Below are 13,890 nucleotides of genomic sequence, written 5' to 3' on the forward strand. Positions count from 1 at the left end.
TTTCCGTCTTTACCAAAAGCTTGCCCAACCGGCCGCTACTCTGCCCCGGCCCGGCCGGACGAATCCCCTGTTGCGGCTTCGTGAACGCCGCGCGGCCCCGGGAATAGCCGGCCGATCTTGATGGTCATCCCCTACGGACGTCGACGGACGGTCGACCGAAGGTGAGGGAGTTCCCATGCCCAAGGCGTACGCGTACACGGCACACGGCGGCCCCGAGGTCGAGGCCTTCCTCGACCTCGCGAAGCCGGAACCCGGCCCCGGACAGCTGCTCGTCGCGGTCCGCGCGGCCGGCGTCAATCCGGTCGACTGGAAGCTCCGGGCGGGCAAGCGGCGCCCCGGCCAGGGCCCGCTGGACGGACCCGAGGTCCTGGGCAGCGAGGTCGCCGGGGTCGTGGAGCGGGTCGGCCCCGGCGTCGAGGGGTTCGCGGTCGGCGACGCGGTCTTCGGCAACCCCGTCACCGGCGGGTACGCGCAGTTCACGCTGGTCCCCGCCGACATCGCGGCGCACAAGCCGGACACCCTTTCCTACCGGGACGCGGCCGCGCTGCCGGTCGCGGCGGCGACCGCGTACGACGGGCTGCGCCAGCTCGACCTGCCCGCCGGATCGACGCTGCTGATCACCGGCGCCGGCGGCGGAGTCGGGGTGGCCGCCACACAGGTGGCCCGGCACTTCGGGCTGCGCGTGATCGGCACGGCGAGCGCCGGCAAGAAGGAGTTCGTCGAGTCGCTCGGCGCGGTCCATGTGGCGTCCGGCCCCGGCCTCGTCGAGCGGATACGGGCCGTGGGACCCGTCGACGCGGTCTTCGACCTGGTCGGCGGCGCGGACCTGACGGAGGTCGCGGGGCTCCTGGCCGACCGCAAGAAACTGATCACCGCGGCGGCCAAGGAGACCGTGACGGAGCTGGGCGGCGCCCCGGTGGAGCGGGCCCGCACGGCCGCCGTCCTGGACGAGATCGCACTCCTCGCGGTGGCGGGCGTGCTGCGCCCCCACGTGAGCGCGACGTACCCGCTGGACCGTGCCGACGAGGCGCTGCGCGCCGTCGAGAGCGGCCACGTGCGGGGCAAGGTCGTCATCGAGGTGGCCGCGTGACGGCCGCGGCGTCCGTGGCGGCCACAGGCTCCCCGTCCCCCGCGGCGGACACGCCCCCGCGGGCGGGAGAAGGCGCTGCCCCCGCGAGGAAGGCGGTCGCCCCGCACCCCCTCGACAACCCCGCCCACGCCTCCCTCAGCGGACCCCACGCGCACCTCGCCGAGCGGCGCGGCCGCGTGCTGCGCTACCCGCTGGACGTGTCGCCGTGGCTCGCGCTGCCCGACGACATGGGGGCCGAGGACTGGGCGGACCTGGCGGCCCTCGCGGGGCCGGGGGCGGAGGTGCCGCTGCCCGGGGTGACGGTGGGCCTGCCCGACGGGTGGGAGCCGACCTTCGCGATGCCGGGGGTGCAGCTCGTGGACGACGGGGTCGCCGCGGCGCCGGACCCCGAGGCCGTGCGGCTCGGTCCCGCCGACGTGCCCGAGATGCTGGACCTGGTGGCCCGCACGAAGCCGGGTCCTTTCCTGCCCCGCACCGTCGAACTCGGCACGTATCTCGGCATCCGCAGGGACGGCGCCCTGGTCGCGATGGCCGGGGAGCGCCTGCACCCGCCGGGGTGGACGGAGATCAGCGCGGTCTGCACCGACCCCGCGTACCGGGGCCACGGCCTGGCGACCCGGCTCGTCCTGGCCGTCGCGCACGGCATCAGGGCGCGCGGCGAGACGCCGTTCCTGCACACCTCGGCGCGGAACACCACGGCGATCCGTCTCTACGAGTCACTGGGCTTCCGGCTGCGGCGCACGACCGAGTTCCGGGCCGCGCGGGTGCCGGGGGAGGTGGCCGCCGGGGAAAAATGACAGGACGGTCCTCGCCGGCCGTTGATACCTTCCGGATCATGCACCCCGTCAGTGAGAACGAGATCCGCGCGTCCTTTGTGAACTGTTCGAAGGGCGAGGCCCGCAGGCTCAGTCTCCCGGCGGGCTTCACCTCCACCCCCTGGTCCGACCTGGACTTCCTCGGCTGGCGCGACCCCAAGGCGCCCGACCGCGGCTATGTCGTGACGTGGCGGGACGGCGAAGCCGTGGGCATCGCCCTGCGCGCCTCGTCGGGGGCGCGCAAGAGCCTGCTCAAGTCCAGCATCTGCTCGGTCTGCGTGACCCCGCAGTCCGGCTCGGGCATCACCCTGCTCGTGGCTCCGAAGGCGGGCGCGGCGGGCCGCCAGGGCAACTCGGTGGGCCTGTACATCTGCGCGGACCTGGCCTGTTCCCTCTACGTACGCGGGAAGAAGACCTCCGCGCTGGCCCGCCGCTTCGAGGAGAGCCTGACCCTTGAGGAGCAGAACGCCAGGACCGTGCAGAACCTGAACGGTTTCCTGGACCAGGTCCTCGGGGACTCCGCCGGCTAGGGCCTGTGCCCGAACTCCCCGGGACGGCTCAGACCGCGCGCGGGTCCACCAGCTGGAGCGCGAGCGTCGGCGACGGCTCGGCGAGGCCCGGGCCGCCCGCGTCGGCCCAGGCCAGTATCCCGTCGAGCGATTCGTCGTCCGTGACGAAGCCGACCCAGGCCGCCCTGCCGCCCCGCCTGCGCCCCTCCTGCGAGGGCTGGACGACGACCAGGTTGGCCTGCCCGCACGGCCCGAGGCAGTCGCTCGTGCGCACCCGGAACCGGCCGCGCGAGGCCGCCGCGGCGGACCGCAGCCGCTCCAGCTGCCAGGCGTGGTCGATGCCGGGGTTCTTGCGCGCGTCGCCGCAGCAGCAGCCCCGGCACACGACGAGCGTGCAGGGGCGGCGGGCTGCGGCACCGATGGAGACGACGGGACTCATGTCGTGATCATCTCAGGTACGCGAGGCCGGGATGCACGCCCCGGTAGCCGTCCACGAGCCGCCGCGCCACGGACACGGAGTCGACGAGCGGGTGCAGTGCGAACGCCTTGACGGCAGTGGCCGACGAGCCGCTCTCGGCCGCGGCGAGCACCTCGCGCTCGACGGCCTTGACCGAGCACACGAGCCCGGTGGCGTGACCGGGCAGCGGGGCGACCGACATGGGGTGGGCGCCGTTGGCGTCGACGGAGCACGGCACCTCGATGACGGCGTCCGCGTCCAGCGCGGAAAGGGTCGTGCCGTTGCGGACGTTGAGGATGAGCGTCGCCCGCTCGTCGCGCGCGATGGCCCGCATCAGGGCGAGGGCGACCTTCTCGTACCCGCCGGACTCCAGGTCCTCCTCGGCCCGCTCCCCCACGCCGGCCGCCTCCCTGTTCTCCGCCATGTACGCCGCCTCGCGCTCGGCGAGAGTGTCGTTCCACGCCTTGAGCGCCGGGGTGCCGGGGTGTCGCATGTCGTCGTAGAAACGGGCCTGCTGGTGGTGGAGGAAGGCGCCGCGGGTCCGCTCGGCCTGCTGGTAGGCGTGCACGGTGTCGCGGTTGAAGTAGTAGTAGTGCAGGTATTCGTTGGGGACGGCGCCGAGCGACTGGAGCCAGTCGGCGCCGAAGAGCCTGCCCTGCTCGAAGGCGAGCAGGAGCCCGGGGTCGGCGAGCAGGCGCGGCAGTTCGTCGCGGCCCCCGATGTGCAGGCCGCGCAGCCAGCCGAGGTGGTTGAGGCCCACGTAGTCGATGAAGGCCTCGTCGGGGTTGCCGCCGAGGACCTGTGCGACCCGGCGGCCGAGCCCCACGGGCGAGTCGCAGATGCCGATGACGCGGTCGCCGAGGTGACGGGCCATGGCCTCGGTGACCAGGCCCGCGGGGTTGGTGAAGTTGATGACCCACGCGTCGGGGGCGAGCCGGGCCACGCGCCGGGCGATGTCCACGGCGACGGGCACGGTGCGCAGCCCGTACGCGATGCCGCCCGCGCCGACCGTCTCCTGCCCGAGGACGCCCTCGGCGAGGGCGACGCGTTCGTCGGCGGCCCGCCCCTCCAGGCCGCCGACGCGGATGGCGGAGAACACGAAGTCGGCACCGCGCAGCGCCTCGTCGAGGTCGGTGGTCGCGGTGACGGCCGGGGCGTCGGCGACGTCGTCGGCCTGCTCGGCGAGGACCCGGGCGATGGCGTCGAGCCGGGCCCCGTCCAGGTCGTGCAGGACGACGTCGGTGACGCGGCCCTCCGCGCGGTCACCGAGGAGGGCCCGGTACACGAGGGGCACACGGAACCCGCCACCGCCGAGAATTGCCAGCTTCACGTCTGAACCGCCTTCTGTCGTACCGGTATCGCCGGGGTTCACGTTACGTACCTCGCCGGGCTTCGCGTTGTGTACATGCCCGGGGCCCGTGTTCCGTACGATGACGCCGCAGCGATCCGACCCCCCACGGAGGTAGCGCCCGATGACCGTCTGGAAGACATCGACCGCCCTGTTCGGCGCCGTCACCCTGGCGGTGATGACGGGCGGGGCCGCCTCGGCCGCCCCCGCCGCGCCGGGCGGCTGGCAGGAGTCCGGCACCTCGTACGTCAACTCCCTCACGGGCAGCCAGGGTCTGGCGAGCCGTGCGGACGGCAGCCTTCTGTACCGGGGGCTCGGTTCGGTACCGCTGGATCTGCGCGTCAAGGGCTGGGAGCACATAGGCGACCCGGACATCGCGAACGGCCACACCTTCGACGCCTACCAGGGCGGCGACGGCGCGCGGTCGAAGATGTACGCGGTCACGACGCCGGACGGCAAGCGCCGTCTCTACGAGCACACGCTCGACGCGGGCGAGAAGCTCAACAACTCCTTCGCGGCCGTCTCCCCCGACGACCAGTGGCTGGTGTCCGGCGAGTGGGGCGACCAGAACCGCCTCCAGGTCTTCCCCGCCCCGCTCCTCAACCCCTCGACCCCGCCGGCCGGTGGCGCCCTCCCCCAGGCCGGGCAGATCTCGCTCGACAAGCCGGTGCGCGACATCCAGGGCTGCGACTTCGCCTCCGCCACCCGCCTGGTGTGCGCATCGAACGACGCGTCCAAGGAGCTGTGGCCACAGGACCGCCCGGTCCTCCAGGTCGACCTGGCACGCCCGCTCGACGGGAAGCCGGTGACCGGTCACGTCACGAGCCTCTTCGCGGCGCCGCAGCGCAGCATCTGCTCCGGCACGTTCGAGACGGAGGGCGTCGACTACGACGCCGCGCGCCGCACCCTGCGCGTGGAGGTCGTGCCGCCCGCGCCGTGCCTGGTGACGACGGCGGTGCACGCGTACCGCCCGACGACCGGCTGAGCGCCCGTCCCGTCCGCCTGCCGGACAGGACGTGTGGGGCGCCGCCTGGCAGGGGAAGTGCGTGATCATGACACAGCACGACCAGCAGGTGAGCGCCACCTCCCCCGCCCCCGTGCGGCGCCCGACGCGGCAGTTGCTCGCCGCCTCCGTCGGCAACGCCGTGGAGTGGTACGACTGGTACGCGTACACCTTCCTCGCCACGTACATCGCGGGACAGGTCTTCCCCCAGGGGTCCGGCAACTCCCTCGTCCCGCTGCTCTCCACGTTCGCCGTCTTCGCGGTGGGCTTCTTCATGCGGCCGGTCGGCGGCCTGATCATGGGCACCGTCGCCGACCGGCGCGGCCGGCGCGCCGCGCTGACCGTCACGATCCTGCTCATGGGCGGCAGCAGTCTGCTGGTCGCGCTGACCCCGACGTACGCGTCCGTGGGGGTGTTCTCGCCGGTCGTCCTGGTCCTCGCCCGGCTGCTGCAGGGCCTGTCCGTGGGCGGTGAGTTCGCCGCGTCGACGACGTTCCTTGTCGAGTCGGCGGGCCCCGGGCGGCGCGGCCTCTTCTCCAGTTTCCAGTACGTCTCCACGAGCGCGGGGCAGCTCGCGGCGTCCGGCGTCGCGGCCCTGCTGGTCGCCACGCTCTCCGAGGGGCAGATGGACGGCTGGGGCTGGCGGCTGCCCTTCGTGATCGGCGCGCTGCTCAGCCTGGTCGGCTTCTGGATCAGGCAGGGCGCGCACGAGACGCACCGGGCGCCCGTCGAACCGGGCGACCGGCCGGGCCTGTTCGACGCGCTGCGCCACCACCCCCGCCAGTCCCTGCTGATCTGCGGCATCACGGCGGGCGGCACGCTCGCGTACTACACGTGGACGTCGTACCTGCCGACGTACGCCGAGCTGAACACGGACATCAGCAAGAGCCAGGCACTTCTCGCGGGCACCCTCTCACTCGCGTTCTTCGCCCTGCTCCAGCCGCTCGGCGGGCTGCTCTCGGACCGGCTCGGGCGCAGGCCGCTGCTGCTCTTCTTCGGCATCGGGTTCGCCGTCCTGAGCGTGCCGCTGCTCAAGTCCCTCACCGGGTCGTTCGGTTCACTGCTGCTGGTGCAGTGCGCCGGCATGGTGCTGCTCACCGGCTTCACGTCGATCTCGGCGGCGGTGAACGCGGAGGTCTTCCCGGCGCGCGTCCGGGCGGCCGGGATCGGGTTCCCGTACTCGCTCACGGTCGCGCTGTTCGGCGGCACGGCCCCGTACATGGGGACGCTGTTCAAGGAGATCGGATCTCCCGGTCTCTTCCCCGTGTACGTGGCCGTGCTCTGTGTCGTCTCGTCCGCGGTGTACCTGCGGCTGCCGGAGACCGCGCACGAGCCGCTGGACCGTTAGGAGACCTCGGCGATGGAGCGGCCCGCCCACTGCGGGGCCTCTTCCGTGAGAGCCCTCAGGTGCTCACGGATCGTGTCGGGGAAGGGCGTGGTGCGGCCCGCGTTCTGGTCGACGTGCAGGGCGAGGAGTTCGGTGGTCGCCACGGGGGCGGCGTCCGGTGCCGGCTCGTCGCCGTCCTCGGCCACGACGTACATCTCGTGCGTGAGGCGTGCCTTCTTGGCGTCCGCGCCCAACAGGCGGGTGCGGACCACGAGATGGGCACCCTCGCAGACGTCGTCCAGGTACCGCACGTGCGCCTCGACCGTGTAGAGGGAGCAGCCGGTGGACTCGCGGTACCCGGCGTGCAGACCCGTCTCGATCATCATGGCGTCGGTGGCGTAGCCGAAGACGAGGACGTAGAAGGCCTCGCTCATGTGGCCGTTGTAGTCGATCCACTCGGGGCGGACCTGCCGGCGGAGCAGGGGCAGGGGCACGCTCACTTGGTGTCTCCGTTCAGGCGTCCGGTGGCGCGCAGGACGTCGATGACGCCCTGGTCGCGCTCGGCCACGAGGTCCGCGATGGTGCGGCCGTCCGCCGCCTCGTCGCATCCGGCGACCACCGCGTCGTACAGCTTCCTGTCCAGCTCGGGGGCTTCGAGGCGCGTCCACGGCGACTTCAGGGACGGGCCGAAGTGGTCGAGCATGTGGGCCATGCCGCCCTCGCCGCCCGCGAGCGCGAAGGTGAGCATGGGGCCCATGAACGCCCAGCGCAGCCCCGGGCCCTCGGTGATGGAGTCGTCGATCTCCCGCACGGTGGCCTCGCCGTTGGCGACCATGTGCAGGGCCTCGCGCCACAGGGCTTCCTGGAGGCGGTTGGCGATGAAGCCGGGTACCTCGCTCTTCATCGTGATCACGGACTTGCCCGCGACCTCGTAGAAGCGGGATGCCCAGGTGACCGCGTGGGGCGCCGTGCTGTCGCCGCCGACGACCTCGACGAGCGGGATGAGGTAGGGCGGGTTGAAGGGGTGTCCGACGACGAGACGTCCGGGGTCGGCCGCCTCGGTCTGCATGTCGGTCATCGGGTAGCCGGAGGTGGAGGAGGCGATGACGACGCCGGCGGGCGCCGCCGCGTCGAGCTTGGCGAGCAGGTCCCGCTTGAGCTCCAGCTTCTCGGGGGCGCTCTCCTGCACGAACTCGGCGTCGGCGACGGCCTCTTCGAGGGTCGCGGTGACGGTCAGGCGGTCCTGCGAGGCACCCTCGGCGAGGCCGAGCTGGGTCAGCGCGGGCCAGGCCGCCCCGACCAGGCGGCGCAGCCGCGCCTCGGCGTCGGGGGCGGGGTCCCAGGCGGTGACGTCGTAGCCCCGGGCCAGGAAGTGGGCGACCCAGCCGCCACCGATGACACCGGCGCCCACGCAGGCGACACGGCGTACGTCCTCGGGGGCACGAGGGGCGGGGGGTGTGGTGATGTCGTTCATCGAGGGGTCCTACTCGTCGTGCGAATCGTGGGGGGCGGCGCGAGGCGTCAGGCGCGGGGCTTGAGGCCGAGCTTCTGGCGGGCCTCGTCCGGGGTGGCGACGCGCGAGCCGAGGTTCTCGGTGATCTGCACGGCACGCTCGACGAGCTGTGCGTTGGAGACCTTGTTGCCCTTGCCGAGGTAGAGGTTGTCCTCCAGGCCGACGCGGACCTGCCCGCCGAGCAGGATGGACTGGGCGACCCACGGCATCTGCATGCGGCCGAGCGCGAAGCTGGCCCACTGGGCGCCTTCGGGGAGCATGTTGACCATGGACTGCAGGACGCCCGGGTCGGCGGGTGCGCCCCACGGGATGCCCATGCAGAGCTGGAAGACGGTCGGGTTGTCCAGGAGGCCCTCGGCGAGGAGCTGCTTGGCGAACCACAGCTGCCCGGTGTCGAAGATCTCCAGCTCGGGCCGCACGCCCAGCTCCTGGATGCGCTGGGCGCCCTGGCGGAGCATGTCGGGCGTGGAGATGTAGAGGTTGTCGCCGAAGTTGAGGGAGCCGCAGTCCAGGGTGCAGATGTCGGGGAGCAGGTCCTCGACGTGCGGGAGGCGGTCGAGGCCGCCGACGAGGTCGGTGCCGGGCAGGCCGCCGAGCTCCTTCAGCGGCTGGACCGGGTCGATGACGAGGTCGCCGCCCATGCCCGCGGTGAGGTTGATGACGACGTCGGTGCCGGTCTCCTTGATGCGCTCGACGACCTCGCGGTACAGGCGCGGGTCGCGGGAGGGGTCGCCGGTCTCGGGGTTGCGCACGTGGATGTGCACGACGGCGGCGCCCGCCTCGGCGGCCTCGACCGCCGAGGTGGCTATCTGCTCGGGCGTGACGGGCACGTGCGGGCTCTTGCGGACGGTGTCGCCCGCGCCGGTCAGGGCGGCGGTGATGATCACGTTGTCGTTCACGGGCATGCGGAACTCTCCCTCGGATGCGGTGTGTCGTGCAGGTCCAGCAGCCGTACGCGGGGTACGGGAAGTCAGTGCGCGGTCAGCGTGGCGTCGACGTAGCCGGTGAGCGAGGCGTGCATGTCGTCGGGGCCGGTGCCGGGTCCTTCGGGGGCGGCGAGCACCTGGGTGGCGAGGCCGTCGATCAGCGCGGTCAGCCGCAGGGCCGCCGCGTCGGGGTCGGCGAGGCGGAAGACGCCTTCGGTGATGCCGCGGCGGATGACGTCGGCGACGGTGGTGCGCCACTGCCGGTAGTAGTCGGCGTGCAGACGGCCCATGGCGGTGGAGCGGGCGGCCTCCGCCCACAGGTCGAGCCAGACGCTCCACTGCCAGCGCTGCTGCGGGGTGCGGGGGATCTGCAGCTCGATGAGCTGCCGCAGTTCGTCGGCGGTGTCGGCGGCGTCCGCGAGCCGGGCGGCCCGGCGCGCGGTGTCCTCGTCCATGCACCAGCGCACGGCGGCTTCCAGGAGGTCGTCGCGGCCCGGGAAGTGGTAGTGGATGGCGGCGGTGCTGGTGTCACAGGCCACGGCGATGTCCTGGACGCGCACGGCGTGGAAGCCGCGCTCCGCGATGAGCCGGACGGTCTCGCGGACGATCTGCAGGGGGCGGCCGCCCTCGGGGGCGACGGCGCGCTCGCGCCGCGTCGCGGGCTCCGGAGTGCGGGCGGCGCCGAGCAGCCAGCCCGCGTCGGCCCCGCCCGTGTCCGCGATGCGGGCGAGCTCCCCCGCGGTGAAGCGCCGGGTGCCGCCCAGGGAGCGGGAGAGCTTGGAGGGGTCCATGACGATGCGCCGTGCGAACTCGCGCTGGGTCACACCGGCGTCGGAGATCACCTTGCGGACGCGGTCCGCCACCTCGGGGTCGTGCTGCATGGTCGGCGACCCTACCCGCGCGTTGCGACAAACGCAACGCACGGGAGGCGGCACTCACGCCTTGGCCAGCTACTTATAAGGACTCCAGCAGGGATTGCGGTTCTGACTGACGCATCAGTCACTCGTCTGTCTCAGCGCACCGACGCGTGGCGCCGAGCGCCCCGGCGGTGTCGGGCCGCTCCGCCGGACCCAGGAGGAGGGTCAGCGGGCGTGCCCCGACGCCTTGCCGCGCAGGTCCAGGTCGCGCACGCCGTGGGCGCGCAGCGTGTCGGTGAGCCTGCGCAGGGCCGCCTCGTCGGTGCCCCTGCCGACGACGAGTTCGGCGCGGCGTGCGAGCGGGACGTCGGCGCCCGCGCGGGCCATGTGCTGCGGGGCCGGGGAGACGACGGGGAGCCGGTGGGGCGCCCGCTCGGGGCTCGCGGTCGCGGCCGGGGTGAGGGGCGCGGCGAGAGCGGCCAGGGACAGGAAGGCGACGGTGACCCGGACGCTGGTTCTGGTGACGCGGGGCATGCAACCTCCAGGGGGCGTACGCGCGTTGGTGGTGCCTTTCGGTCGGGCGCGAGGGGAGCCGGGGGCGTGGACGTGGACGTGGCGGTCAGTCGCGGGCGTGTTCCCGGTACAGGTCCAGTGCGCCGTCGAGCTCCAGGGCGAGCACGGTGCACAGCGGGTCGAGGTCGTCGTCGGTGAGGTGGACGTACTCCCAGCCGGGGACGTCGTGGAGGCCTCCGACCCGTTCGTGCCGGGCTTCGGTGTCCCTGCCGAGGACCCGCGCCGAGCGCACCGCGTTGCGGACGCCGCGCAGCACCACGTACTCGTTGGGCCGGTCGAAGAGGAACAGGTAGAGGGTGTGACGGTCGGCGGCGAGGGTGGAGGGGCCGTAGAAGTGGCCGTGCGGCAGGCCCCGCACCGTCCCGTACACGGCCTCGGCGTGCCGCCCGGTCCACTCCCCCAGCGCTTCGAGCCGCTCGGCCTGCTCGGGCAGCAGCGTGCCGTCCTCCTTCGGCCCGACGTCGAGGAGCAGGTTGCCGCCGCCCCCGACGGTCTCGGCGAAGATCCGGACGATCTGGCGCGGTGACTTGTGCCGGGTGTCCAGCGGCCGGTAGCCCCAGGAGTCGTTGACGGTGAGGCACAACTCCCAGGGCCGTGCGGGTGGTTCGATGGGCACGCCCTGTTCCGGCGTCGCGTAGTCCCCGTGCCCGGCGAGGCGGCCGTTGACCACGGTGTGCGGGCTGAGCGCGGCGATCTCCTCGGCGAGCTCCGCCATCCTCCACTGCCCGGGATCGCGCTCCCATTCGCCGTCGAACCACAGCAGATCGGGCTCGAAGCGTTCGAGGAGTTCGCGTACCTGTGCGCGATGGAAAGCGAGGAACTGGGCCCAGCGCTCCGGTGATTCGTCGCCCGACGCGGGCATCGAGTGGCGGTTGCCGCGTTCGGACGGGTCCTGACCGGTGGGGCGGACGGTGGCGTAGTCCGGGTGGGACCAGTCCACGTGCGAGTAGTACAGGCCGACTTTGATGTCCCTGGCGCGCAGGGCCGCGACGTAGGGGGCGATGAGGTCACGACCCGCCGGGGTGCGCCTGACCACCGAGAGGCCGCCTGCCGCGGTGTCCCACAGGGCGACACCGTCGTGGTGCTTGGCGGTCAGGACGGCGTAGCGGGCGCCCGCCCGGACGAACAGGTCGGCCCAGGCGTCGGGTTCGTAGCGCGAGGCGGTGAACCCGTCGAGCTGTGCCATGTAGCGGTCGTAGGGCACCGTGCCGTCGAAGAACGACCAGGACTCGGCCACCCCGTCCACGCTGTAGATGCCCCAGTGCACGAAGATGCCGAGCTTGGCCTCGCCGAACCAGGGCTGGATCACGGGTGGTTCTCCCTCGGTGTGGGGGCTGGGCTCCGGACGTGGCAACGTGGCAACGTGGCCCGCGGGGCGCCAGCAGGCTAAGTCGCCCGAGGTCGCGGGGACAAGAGGTCGGAGGACAAGAGGTCGGAGGTTTCCGCTACGGACGGTGGTGGGGCGGGACGCGCAGAGCACCGCTGCTCCGGGAACCGTCGGCCCCCTTGAGGCACTCTTCTTCCTGTGTCGCACGCATCTTCGCTTCCCCCACAGCGCCCGGCGCCGCCCGCCTCCGGCCACATGGTCGTGTGCGGCGGCGACAACGCCCTGGCCCACCGGCTCGCCGCCGAGCTCCGCGGCGTCTACGGCGAGCAGGTCGTCCTCGTCGTACCGCCCGCGGGACGCGGCGAGCCGAACCCGCTGACCGGGCGCGCACGGACGACCGCGCTGCTGGGACGGATCACCGCCGCCGTCTCGCGCACCACCGGCAACGGCAACGGCGGCGGGAACGGAAACGGCGACGGGAACAGCGCGGCGGAGCTGCCGCGGACCATCGAGGCATCCGACCTCACCGACGACGTGCTGGGCGAAGCGGGCGTCCCGCAGGCCGCCGCACTCGCCCTCATGCACGACGACGACGAGACCAACATCCGCACCGCGCTGGCCGCCCGGCGGCTCAACCCCCGCCTGCGCCTGGTGATCCGGCTCTACAACCGCAAGCTGGGCCAGCATCTGGAGGAGTTGCTCGACCAGGCCGCCGCCGTCGCGGGCCTCGCCACCACCGACGCGAGCGTCACCGTGCTGTCCGACGCGGACACCGCGGCGCCGGCCCTCGCGGCCACCGCCGTGGCGGGGACCAGCAAGGTCGTGCACGCCGACGGGCTGCTGCTGCGTGCGGTGGAACGGACGCCCCCGGCGCCGGGCGAGGTGGCACCGCAAGGCCTCGCCACCCTCGCGCTGCTCTCGGCCACCGCAAGCGACCCCGCCGGGGCCGAGGGCCACGACGACTCGGACACCGGCGCGGGGCCTCGGCTGCTGCCGGACGACGCCACCGTGGCCGCCGCGCCGGGGCGTGAGGCGCTGGTCCTCGAAGCTGTGTCGTACTCGGGGTCCACACCGCCGCCCGGGTTCCTCACGGGCCGGGGCGTGCCGCTGCGCCAGCTGTTCTCGCGGCGGCTGCGCTGGTCGGTGGCCGGGTTCGCGGCGGCCGTCGTCGGCATGGCCATCGCCTCGATCGTCACCACCGACGACACCCCGCTGCACGCCACCTACCTGACGCTCCTCGATCTGTTCTCCCTCAACGACCCGGCTACCGAGGGGCCGATGAGCCGGCAGGTCCTGCAGCTCCTCTCCGGCCTGGTCGGGCTGCTGCTCCTGCCGATCCTCTTCGCCGCCGTCCTGGAGGCCCTCGGCACGTTCCGCACCGCGTCCTCGCTGCGCCGCCCGCCGCGCGGCCTCTCCGGCCACGTCGTCCTGCTCGGCCTCGGCAAGATCGGCACCCGCGTGCTCGCCCGGCTGCGGGAGCTGGACATCCCGGTGGTGTGCGTGGAGGCCGACCCCGAGGCGCGCGGCATCTCCCTGGCGCGGCGCCTGCGGGTGCCCACCGTGGTCGGCGACGTCACGGAGGAGGGTGTCCTGGAGGCGGCCAAGGTGCACCGTGCGCACGCCCTGCTCGCCCTGACCAGCGCGGACACCATCAACCTCGAAGCGGCCCTGTACGCACGGTCGGTGAAGCCCGACCTGCGGGTGGCGCTGCGGCTGTACGACGACGAGTTCGCGACCGCCGTCTACCGCACCCTGCGCGCCGCGCACCCGGGCGCGCTCACCCGCAGCCGCAGCGTGTCCGCGCTGGCCGCGCCCGCGTTCGCCGGGGCGATGATGGGCCGGCAGATCCTCGGCGCACTGCCCGTCGAGCGTTCGGTGCTGCTCTTCGCGGCCCTCGACGTCTCGCTGCAGCCGCAGCTGACGGGCCGCACGGTCGCCGAGGTGTTCCGGCCGGGGGCGTGGCGCGTCGTCGCCCTGGAGCGCGCGGCGGGCCAGGGCGACGGCCCGCCCTCGGGCGGCCTGGAGTGGCGGCTCGACCCGGAGTACGCGCTGCGCCCCGAGGACCGTGTCGTGCTGGCCGCCACCCGTCAGGGCCTGGCCGAGCTCCTGGCCCGCCGCCCGCTGCCCGTGCAGTCGTGACGGGCC

The 13,890-nt window shown here is 73.3% G+C and carries 14 protein-coding genes; 6 read left to right on the plus strand and 8 right to left on the minus strand.

Translation table 11 applies throughout. The features are described from left to right. Positions 1–175 precede the first annotated feature (175 nt). The 3 genes from ACZ592_RS13790 to ACZ592_RS13800 are packed head-to-tail and all read left to right on the plus strand — an operon-like array spanning position 176 to position 2,435. Positions 176–1,090 (plus strand): NADP-dependent oxidoreductase, encoded by a 915-nt coding sequence (locus ACZ592_RS13790; RefSeq protein ID WP_471581725.1) that lies wholly within the window; start codon positions 176–178, stop codon positions 1,088–1,090. Next, positions 1,087–1,887, plus strand: coding sequence for a GNAT family N-acetyltransferase (locus ACZ592_RS13795; protein ID WP_471581726.1), 801 nt, complete (start codon positions 1,087–1,089; stop codon positions 1,885–1,887). The genes ACZ592_RS13790 and ACZ592_RS13795 overlap by 4 nt, the downstream gene beginning before the upstream one ends. A 38-nt stretch (positions 1,888–1,925) precedes the next feature. After that, positions 1,926–2,435, plus strand: a complete 510-nt coding sequence (locus tag ACZ592_RS13800; protein WP_471581727.1) for an FBP domain-containing protein — start codon at positions 1,926–1,928, stop codon at positions 2,433–2,435. Between the two features lie 28 nt (positions 2,436–2,463). Here ACZ592_RS13800 and ACZ592_RS13805 read toward each other — a convergent pair whose 3' ends face one another. After that, entirely contained in the window at positions 2,464–2,853 is a 390-nt protein-coding gene (locus ACZ592_RS13805; RefSeq protein WP_471581728.1) for a (2Fe-2S) ferredoxin domain-containing protein, read from the minus strand. A gap of 7 nt (positions 2,854–2,860) precedes the next feature. Beyond that, complete coding sequence (locus ACZ592_RS13810) at positions 2,861–4,201, minus strand: 6-phospho-beta-glucosidase (protein WP_471581729.1); 1,341 nt, start codon at positions 4,199–4,201, stop codon at positions 2,861–2,863. A 142-nt stretch (positions 4,202–4,343) separates the two neighbouring features. Here ACZ592_RS13810 and ACZ592_RS13815 point away from each other — a divergent pair, with 142 nt between their 5' ends. Continuing rightward, a complete protein-coding gene (locus ACZ592_RS13815; protein WP_471581730.1) occupies positions 4,344–5,204 on the plus strand; it encodes a hypothetical protein in 861 nt (286 codons plus the stop codon). Between the two features lie 67 nt (positions 5,205–5,271). Further along, positions 5,272–6,570 carry an MFS transporter gene (locus tag ACZ592_RS13820; protein ID WP_471581731.1) on the plus strand — a complete coding sequence of 433 codons (1,299 nt, stop codon included), beginning with the start codon at positions 5,272–5,274 and terminating at the stop codon, positions 6,568–6,570. Here ACZ592_RS13820 and ACZ592_RS13825 read toward each other — a convergent pair. From ACZ592_RS13825 to ACZ592_RS13850, 6 genes are all read right to left on the minus strand, one after another. Beyond that, positions 6,567–7,049: a thioesterase family protein gene (locus tag ACZ592_RS13825; protein WP_471581732.1), complete on the minus strand. Its 483-nt coding sequence runs from the start codon at positions 7,047–7,049 to the stop codon at positions 6,567–6,569. The two genes, ACZ592_RS13820 and ACZ592_RS13825, sit on opposite strands and share 4 nt — an antisense overlap. Then, positions 7,046–8,023 carry a 3-hydroxyacyl-CoA dehydrogenase NAD-binding domain-containing protein gene (locus ACZ592_RS13830; protein ID WP_471581733.1) on the minus strand — a complete coding sequence of 326 codons (978 nt, stop codon included), beginning with the start codon at positions 8,021–8,023 and terminating at the stop codon, positions 7,046–7,048. Before ACZ592_RS13830 ends, ACZ592_RS13825 begins: the two co-directional genes overlap by 4 nt. A 47-nt stretch (positions 8,024–8,070) precedes the next feature. Beyond that, positions 8,071–8,967, minus strand: coding sequence for a beta-keto acid cleavage family enzyme (locus tag ACZ592_RS13835; protein ID WP_471581734.1), 897 nt, complete (start codon positions 8,965–8,967; stop codon positions 8,071–8,073). Between the two features lie 65 nt (positions 8,968–9,032). Next, on the minus strand, positions 9,033–9,869 hold the full coding sequence (locus ACZ592_RS13840) for a TetR/AcrR family transcriptional regulator (protein ID WP_471581735.1): 837 nt from the start codon (positions 9,867–9,869) through the stop codon (positions 9,033–9,035). 201 nt (positions 9,870–10,070) lie between these two features. Beyond that, positions 10,071–10,379 carry a beta-N-acetylhexosaminidase family protein gene (locus tag ACZ592_RS13845; RefSeq protein WP_471581736.1) on the minus strand — a complete coding sequence of 103 codons (309 nt, stop codon included), beginning with the start codon at positions 10,377–10,379 and terminating at the stop codon, positions 10,071–10,073. 85 nt (positions 10,380–10,464) lie between these two features. After that, positions 10,465–11,724 (minus strand): alpha-L-fucosidase, encoded by a 1,260-nt coding sequence (locus ACZ592_RS13850; RefSeq protein WP_471581929.1) that lies wholly within the window; start codon positions 11,722–11,724, stop codon positions 10,465–10,467. A 276-nt stretch (positions 11,725–12,000) separates the two neighbouring features. Here ACZ592_RS13850 and ACZ592_RS13855 point away from each other — a divergent pair, with 276 nt between their 5' ends. Further along, on the plus strand, positions 12,001–13,884 hold the full coding sequence (locus ACZ592_RS13855; RefSeq protein ID WP_471581930.1) for a potassium channel family protein: 1,884 nt from the start codon (positions 12,001–12,003) through the stop codon (positions 13,882–13,884). Positions 13,885–13,890 lie beyond the last annotated feature (6 nt).

It is taken from the genome of Streptomyces sp. NPDC040622 (assembly GCF_055593965.1).

Bases quoted from the DNA above. Each gene is read 5' to 3' on its own strand.
- ACZ592_RS13790 (WP_471581725.1), top strand. From the start codon at position 176: ATGCCCAAGGCGTACGCGTACACGGCACACGGCGGCCCCGAGGTCGAG.
- ACZ592_RS13800 (WP_471581727.1), top strand. From the start codon at position 1,926: ATGCACCCCGTCAGTGAGAACGAGATCCGCGCGTCCTTTGTGAACTGT.
- ACZ592_RS13805 (WP_471581728.1), bottom strand. From the start codon at position 2,853: ATGAGTCCCGTCGTCTCCATCGGTGCCGCAGCCCGCCGCCCCTGCACG.
- ACZ592_RS13815 (WP_471581730.1), top strand. From the start codon at position 4,344: ATGACCGTCTGGAAGACATCGACCGCCCTGTTCGGCGCCGTCACCCTG.
- ACZ592_RS13820 (WP_471581731.1), top strand. From the start codon at position 5,272: ATGACACAGCACGACCAGCAGGTGAGCGCCACCTCCCCCGCCCCCGTG.
- ACZ592_RS13830 (WP_471581733.1), bottom strand. From the start codon at position 8,023: ATGAACGACATCACCACACCCCCCGCCCCTCGTGCCCCCGAGGACGTA.
- ACZ592_RS13835 (WP_471581734.1), bottom strand. From the start codon at position 8,967: ATGCCCGTGAACGACAACGTGATCATCACCGCCGCCCTGACCGGCGCG.
- ACZ592_RS13840 (WP_471581735.1), bottom strand. From the start codon at position 9,869: ATGCAGCACGACCCCGAGGTGGCGGACCGCGTCCGCAAGGTGATCTCC.
- ACZ592_RS13845 (WP_471581736.1), bottom strand. From the start codon at position 10,379: ATGCCCCGCGTCACCAGAACCAGCGTCCGGGTCACCGTCGCCTTCCTG.
- ACZ592_RS13855 (WP_471581930.1), top strand. From the start codon at position 12,001: ATGGTCGTGTGCGGCGGCGACAACGCCCTGGCCCACCGGCTCGCCGCC.